This is a genomic window from Flavobacterium riviphilum (assembly GCF_055231795.1).
In genome coordinates, this window is record NZ_JBUYSY010000022.1 from 19,949 (window position 1) to 27,383 (window position 7,435).

5 protein-coding genes are annotated in these 7,435 nt (G+C 35.1%); 1 reads left to right on the plus strand and 4 read right to left on the minus strand.

The features are described from left to right. The first annotated feature begins 33 nt into the window (after window positions 1-33). Window positions 34-1,182: an 8-amino-7-oxononanoate synthase gene (locus ACZIX2_RS13400; RefSeq protein ID WP_463340605.1), complete on the plus strand. Its 1,149-nt coding sequence runs from the start codon at window positions 34-36 to the stop codon at window positions 1,180-1,182. Window positions 1,183-1,234: 52 nt separating this feature from the next. On the opposite strand, the gene ACZIX2_RS13405 is transcribed toward ACZIX2_RS13400, so the two are convergent. The 4 genes from ACZIX2_RS13405 to ACZIX2_RS13420 form a co-directional block, all read right to left on the minus strand. Then, window positions 1,235-3,178, minus strand: coding sequence for an OmpA family protein (locus ACZIX2_RS13405; RefSeq protein WP_463340606.1), 1,944 nt, complete (start codon window positions 3,176-3,178; stop codon window positions 1,235-1,237). A gap of 32 nt (window positions 3,179-3,210) precedes the next feature. After that, window positions 3,211-3,717 (minus strand): tetratricopeptide repeat protein, encoded by a 507-nt coding sequence (locus tag ACZIX2_RS13410; RefSeq protein ID WP_463340607.1) that lies wholly within the window; start codon window positions 3,715-3,717, stop codon window positions 3,211-3,213. Between the two features lie 121 nt (window positions 3,718-3,838). Continuing rightward, on the minus strand, window positions 3,839-4,747 hold the full coding sequence (locus ACZIX2_RS13415) for a PorP/SprF family type IX secretion system membrane protein (protein WP_463340608.1): 909 nt from the start codon (window positions 4,745-4,747) through the stop codon (window positions 3,839-3,841). 49 nt (window positions 4,748-4,796) lie between these two features. Next, window positions 4,797-7,435, minus strand: a 2,639-nt coding sequence (locus ACZIX2_RS13420; RefSeq protein WP_463340609.1) for a T9SS type B sorting domain-containing protein, incomplete at its 5' end; no start/stop codon positions are given.

Genomic DNA, 7,435 nt, shown 5'->3' on the forward strand with positions numbered 1-7,435 from the left:
ATTAAATTTGCTCCCCATTCAAAATGAATCCATTTGCACACTCGTTTAACTTTCAAAATATACCAATCAACTAGCGAACTTCCTGAAAATTGGGATAGTATTGCAAAAACAACTATTTTTTTAAAATGCGATTATTTTAAAATCTTAGATCATTCCTGCCCTACCAATATGAAGTGCTTTTTCATAGGCCTCTTCAAAGAAAATCAACTGGTGGGTATTGCGTTGAGTCAGTTTTTAGATTTAAAAAAATTAGAATCCTTTGGAGAAAGAGACAAATGCTTAAAAACACTACTTCGTAACTTTTTATTCAAACGATTTGCTTCTCATGTTTTGTTTCTTGGCAACTGCATGTTAACCGGTCAAAATGCATTCGTTTTTTCAGAAGCCATTCCTTTTGAAGATGGAATCGCCACACTTTTGAAAGCCAGAACGGCTATTGAGACCCTACTCAGAAAAGAAGGAATTTCTATTCATCTTCATACTTTTAAGGATTTTAGCCCATCGACTGTACAAAAAATAAAAAAAACTCGTTTTAGCTCTGTTTTCGAATTCTCAACTCAGCCAAACATGATTTTTAGTATTGAAAACCATTGGAAAACAGAAGACGACTACATCAAAGCTCTGTCAAAAAAGTACCGTGATCAATACAAAAGAGCACGAAAAAAAGCACAAGGAATTAGCAAAAAAAAAATGAACTTGGCCGAAATTGAAGCCAACGAAGCCACACTATATGATCTATATTATCATGTAGCCAAAAACGCTCCGTTCAATTCTTTTTTCTTATCCCGACACCATTTTAGTGATTTAAAAAGGCAATGGAAAGATGATTTTCTACTGTATGGTTACTTTATTAATGATCAACTCATCGGCTTTAATACATTAATAAAAAATGGCTCAGCTATGGATACCTATTTTCTTGGTTATGACGAAGGTATTCAAAGAGAAAAAATGTTGTACTTAAACATGCTTTACGACATGATAGCTTATTCAATTAAAAAGCATTTCCAAAAAATAAATTTTGCACGAACAGCCTTAGAAATCAAAAGTTCGGTTGGAGCAAAACCAGAGATCATGTATGGATTTATGGAGCATAAAAATCCAATCATCAACAAACTGCTCCCCTATTTCTTCACCTATTTGGAACCTAAAACGAATTGGAAACCCAGAAACCCTTTTCTATAAAACCACAAAAGCTCCCATTGGGGAGCTTTTATTTATAGTATCGGTTTGGTTTTTATATTGCTGTAACTATGAACTCACTTCTTCGATTCATTTGATGTTGTTCTTCGGTGCAATTGGATTGATTTGTAGGCTCGCATCCACATTCATTGAGTAATTGAGACTCTCCGTATCCTCTACCGGTCAACCTAGATTTGTCTATGCCTTTTGAAATTAGCCAAGCAATGGTTGATTTGGCTCTTCTTTCAGACAGTGCCAAGTTGTATTGTGCCGTTTGCCTACAATCGGTATGAGAATGTATATCCAATTTCATTGTTGGATTTTGTATTAATACATCTAAAATTTTAGCCAAATCTAAGGCTGCTTCTTTTCGTATATTGGATTTATCCAAATCAAAATAAATCATTTTGATTCCAAAACACTTACCAAGATCATCTCCAACTGTAACTTTACAAATAGTACTTTCTAGTGCAAGATTCAATACTGTTTCTCCATCAATTTCAGCGGTTTTAATTTTAGCTTCTTGATGATTAAAATCAGTTTTAGTTGCCCTCACAGTATAAGTTCTTCTGCAATTGACTACAAACATATAACTTCCAGAAGCATCAGTAGTAGTTTCTTCAACTACATTATAACTTTTATTCAGTAGAGTCACTTTGGCTCCTACCAAAACTTCCCCAGTACTTTTGTCTGTAATGGTTCCTTTCAGCACTTGTTTGCATCGATTTTTGCTTAAAAACTTATAAATATCATCCGATCCCAATCCGCCATCACGATTAGAGGTAAAAAAACCTCGATTGGTATCACTATCTCTATAATAAGCAAAATCATCTTTTGGCGAATTTACTTCAGCACCATCATTTTCAACCACATTAAAAGATCCGTCTGAATTAATTTTTGTGGTAAATATATCTAATCCCCCTAAACCCGGATGTCCATCAGAAGCAAAATACAATTGATTGTCTTTGGTTATAAATGGAAAAGTCTCTCTTCCTTCTGTATTAATTACATCTCCGAGGTTTATGGGTTCTCCATATGTACCATTGCTATGAATAGCCACTTTATACAAATCCGATTGCCCTTTACTACCAGGTCGGTTTGAGGCAAAGTATAAGGTTTGTTCATCCGGACTCAAAGCAGGGTGAGCGGTACTAAAACTATCACTATTAAATGGCAACTCGACAATGTCGGTCCAACGTTTGTTCTTTAAAGTTGCTCTATAGATTTTCAAAAAAGTAGCATTATTCGCATCTTTCCCTTTTTTGCCATCTAAAAAATTATTTCTTGTAAAATACATTGTAGTACCGTCTTTGGTAAAAACTGGAGTAGCTTCATGAAACTTAGAATTTACTACAGCGTCATATCGCACAGGTAAGACCGGATTTAAATCACCATCTACATTCGCGGCATACAGATTGGTAAAATGCTCTCCGTTCCAAGTATGTACCCGATGAGCAACTCCTCCGGTATCTCTAGCGGAAGCAAATACCAATTTGTTTTCTATAATAGCACTTCCATAGTCAGAAAACTTTGAATTGATACCCGCATTTTCAATCGTATACATTCCAACGTTGGCATTAATCTCTTCCAAATAATCACTATTCGCTTTTAACCGCTTACCACGACTATCTTTATTGGCAATAGCGTTAAATTTATCCAATACCTCTTTGGCTTCTTTGGTTTTTCCTACTGATTTAAGAGATTGAGCATAACGATAGTAATACTCTGGGTCCAATTCAGGGGTTAATTGAAATAACTTTTGGTACCAATCTGCCGCTTTATCATAATCCGAGTTAAAATAATAGGCATTGGCTAGTTTCTGAAACATCTCTGTTGATTGATAGCCTTTGGTGGCCAAACGTTCATATGTTTGTATAGCATCTACATAGGCATACGTATTGTATTGTTTTTCAGCAGTAGCAAATTTTGCTTTTTGAGCAAAAAGTGAACAGCAAAACATCGTATGCAATACAAGACCAAGAAGTATGTTTTTTTTCATGATTACAATTTTAACTATATAGTTCAGACTTTTCATTGTTGTTTAATAGACACCGATTTCCTTGGTTTCTTTTTCGATTCTTGTTTCTCAATTTCTATAAACTTTAAACATTGTTTATGTTTTTCAGTATTTTCCTCTTTTGTATTTCCTGACAACTCAAATAACCTTTCAAAATATTTAATGGCTTTATGATAGTCTTTTCTAAAATAAAATTCGTTAGCTAACTCCTCCAGTATTTCGGTAGTCTGAACACCACTTTCAACCATCCTTTCATAGGTTTCCATGCGCTTTATGGTTATAGTTTTTGAAGGCAAACTTGTCACTTCTTCTTTTATTGTATCAGACACATCGGTTAGCGTATTTGTTTGGGGCGCATCATTAATGTGTTTTCGTTTTCTATACACTATTCTTTCCTTTACAATTCTTACGTTATTAGGTCCGAGGTCGTTGACAGGGATTTTTTCTTTATTCTCAACGGTATAGTGTATTTTGGAGCTCCCGAAATTCATTTGAGTCACTTCGGTTATTTCATAGATCATTTTTTTTCAAAATGAATACTGTCTTGAGACATTTGACTCCTTTGAAATTCTACCTTGCCATAACCCTTAAAGGAAACCAGTATGGCTACAAAACACGCTATAGCACACAATCGATGCATTCTTAGAAAAATCTTGGACTAGTTATTAGACTGTTGTTCTTGAAAAGCTCAAATCTTAAAAAGACTTCATGAGACCCTGAATTGTAGTTTTCCAATCGAGTAGTCTCCAAATCGTATCCATAGCCCACATACATGCCTTCCGTAATTTGAAAACCAACCATGGCACTCATGGCAGCACTCCATCTGTAAGCAAGTCCTACAACAACTTTGTCCACAAACATAAAATTAGCTGAAACATCTGTTTGTAAAGGAGCGCCTTCTACAACTTTGGCTAAAATAGCGGGTTTAAACTTAACATCATAAGACAAATCAAACACATAACCTGCCATCAAATAATAATTGATTTTTTCCTTAAAAATTGCAATTTCATTATCATCATATCGATTGGTTTGAATAAAATTGGGAACCGACAAACCTATGTAGGCATTTTTAGAATGGTAGTAAATACCCGCTCCGATATTGGGTGTAAAAACGTTGTTTAGATTTTTGAATTGGGGATCACCTTGACTCACCGGATTTAGCTTGTTCACATCTAAATTAAAAATATTAGCCGTTGCTTTCATTCCAAAAGACAATTTAAACCGCTCAGAAGTTGGTATTGTATAAGAAAGATCTGCTGAGATAGTATTTTCAACTGTTGGGCCAATTTTGTCATTTACAATAGACACCCCTAGCCCCAAATTACTGTTGGCAATAGGAGTATTGATTGAAGCAGTATTTGTTGTTGGAGCACCATCAAGTCCTACCCATTGGGTTCGATGCAAAGCAAAAATACTCATTGCCCCACGACTACCGGCATAGGCAGGATTTATGTTTATCGTATTATACATGTATTGTGTAAATTGAGCATCTTGCTGACTATAGGATGCTAGGGAAAACAATAATGTAATAAAAAATGCAACTTTTTTCATATATTTTCATTTTAGCCTTACACTCACGAGGCTATTATTATATTAGCTTTTATCTTGATAAATATAAAAATCCTGCTTTTTGGTTAACAATTCCACTAATTGGTTTTCTATATTTAATAACATAGTAATAGGTACCATTAGGTAGTGATTCGGCTTTATTGACAGTAACACGACCCTCCGAAATTCCAATAAATACTTTACCGTTATTATCATAACCGTTGGTTTCAAACACAAGTACTCCCCATCGATTATAAATTTCAACCGTATTGTCTGGATAATTTTCAATACGCTCAATAATAAAGCTTTCATTTTGATCATCATTATTAGGTGAAAACGCATTGTGCACTACAATATCACAAGAAGTTGGACTGTCATCAAAATCACAAGCATCCTTCACTACTATGTTGATTTTAGCCGTAGAGCAATTCGACGGATTCACAACATCACAAATAGTATAAGTAATCACGTAAGTTCCTACAGAAATACCAATTGGTAACACCAACTGTCCTTGTGCATTTACTACAACATCGGCCAATCCATTAGTGTCTTCTAAGGTTAGCTTAACAAGTGACATATTTGCCGGACTGTTTTCAACAGCATCGTTGGCCAACATTGTTAATACAGCACCTTTTGAAGCATTAATCGGTTGCGAAGTGTAATCGTCATCTGTTGCCTTAATTGTTGGAGCTACAACCGTAATCGAAAGGTTAGCTGTTTGACAATTGGACGGATTTGCTTTCTCACAAACTTGATAGGTTAACACATAAGTTCCAGCAGGTGTATTGGCTAATACATCTACAGTTCCGTCAACATTGAGACGTAAATTGGCATTAGGTGTTACTGTTGTAAAATTAACATTGGTCAAAACAATACCACTTCCATTGAATGAATCATTGTTCAAAACATTTACCACATTAGTTGTTGTAGTAATCGAACTTTTTACCGTAGCTACATCATTATTGGTTAGTATAGTAGCAAACGTTTTGCATTGAATACCAAAATCTAATGTATTATCAACAGGTGTTGTAGCACTTAAAGTGGTGTTTTTTACATTGTTATTGGTAACTCCACATACAATAAAACTATTTGTTCCTGCATTTTTACCCGTGATCAATTTATTTATTGGAGCTGATAAATTTTTGATTAGACCTGTAGCTCGTTTGGCTTGAGCTGCGGTTTCTAAATTGGATTCCATTATCAATTCCACCTTATAATCTCCCCAATTCCCTTGTGGTGCTCTTGCTCTCCAATAGCCTTGGATGCTCATGGTGATTTGTCTTGATAATCCATTTGGACCAGTAATAAAAATATTGGGAACACTTGTGGTACCGTTACCTATACCAGCAGCATTCAGCTCACCTTCGTTGATTTTTCCTAGATAACTACCGTCTCCGTTAAAATCTATCCACTCCCATTTCGCATAATCAATGTAACCGTTGGCGTCAGGAATATTTTTAGTTACAACACCATCATTGTTGGCATCAAACCATTCGTCTTGCAATCCGTTGCTATTCAAATCGTACCAAACAAAATTTCCTAAAACAGGTAAATCAGTTTTATCATAATCAAAGTTTCTTATTTCGTAGTTACAATTTTGAATATTTAAGAATTGCAAACTTGGACCAACATTGTATAGATTTTGAGCACTATTTAAGTTAACATCTTGTACTTGAATAATGTAATCTCCCGGTATAAATCCTGTAAAATTATACGACCCATCGGCTTTGGTTAACATTAACAAAACGGGACCTGTAGTCTGTTTGTCAGGAATTAAAGTTACCGGTACATTCGCTAAAGGTTTGTTATTTAATAAATCTCTTACTACTCCTGAAATCTTCGTTGTATTACAAATAACATTGACAGTCACCTTAGCTTGATCACAAGCTAAAGGTGAAACTTTGGAACATATTTCATATTCTAAAGTATAAGTCCCCTCCGGAGTTCCTGGTTTCACGTCTACTGAACCGTCAGCATTCAAACTTAAACTTCCAGTAGGATCAGGAATAGTAGTTTTAACATCAACTGTTCCAGGAACAATTGGCTGCAAATCCACTCTATCATTAGTTAAAACATTTAGCACTCTATTAGCTCCATTCAAACCATTCACGTTTACTATACAGTCATCATTAGCATCCATAAAAGGGGCCTGTACTGTAATTTCTACTTTTGCTGAAGCACAATTGGTTGGATTTAATTTCTCACAAATAGTATAATGAAACACATATACTCCTGCCGGTACATTAGAAGGAATTACTATTTCATTGGAAGTATTGTCTATACTAGGTGTTGGGTAACTTTGCTTATTTGGCAAATTAATATCTACTATGGTGACATTAACTTTACTCAAATTAACTTTAACCCCATTTAAAGTGTCCTCTCCATTTCCAAAATCTTCATTAATTGTTGCTAATCTTACACTATTGTTGGCACTATTGATTACTACAAAATCATCTTTGGCAATAATTGTTGCTGCATTAACTACAACTAATGAAGTTACCGTATCGCAATTGGTTGGGTTGGTTACCTCACAGATTCTATATTCTACATTGTAGTTTCCGGCTGGCGTATTTGGTGCAACCGTTACGCTGCCATCTGCATTTAAAGTCAAGCCGGTTGGAACTGTTATTCCTACCAAAGTTACTTGACCTGGGTTCGTTCCAATCACTACAGGACTTCCATTTAAGGTAT

Bases quoted from the DNA above. Each gene is read 5' to 3' on its own strand.
- ACZIX2_RS13405 (WP_463340606.1), bottom strand. From the start codon at position 3,178: ATGAAAAAAAACATACTTCTTGGTCTTGTATTGCATACGATGTTTTGC.
- ACZIX2_RS13410 (WP_463340607.1), bottom strand. From the start codon at position 3,717: ATGATCTATGAAATAACCGAAGTGACTCAAATGAATTTCGGGAGCTCC.
- ACZIX2_RS13415 (WP_463340608.1), bottom strand. From the start codon at position 4,747: ATGAAAAAAGTTGCATTTTTTATTACATTATTGTTTTCCCTAGCATCC.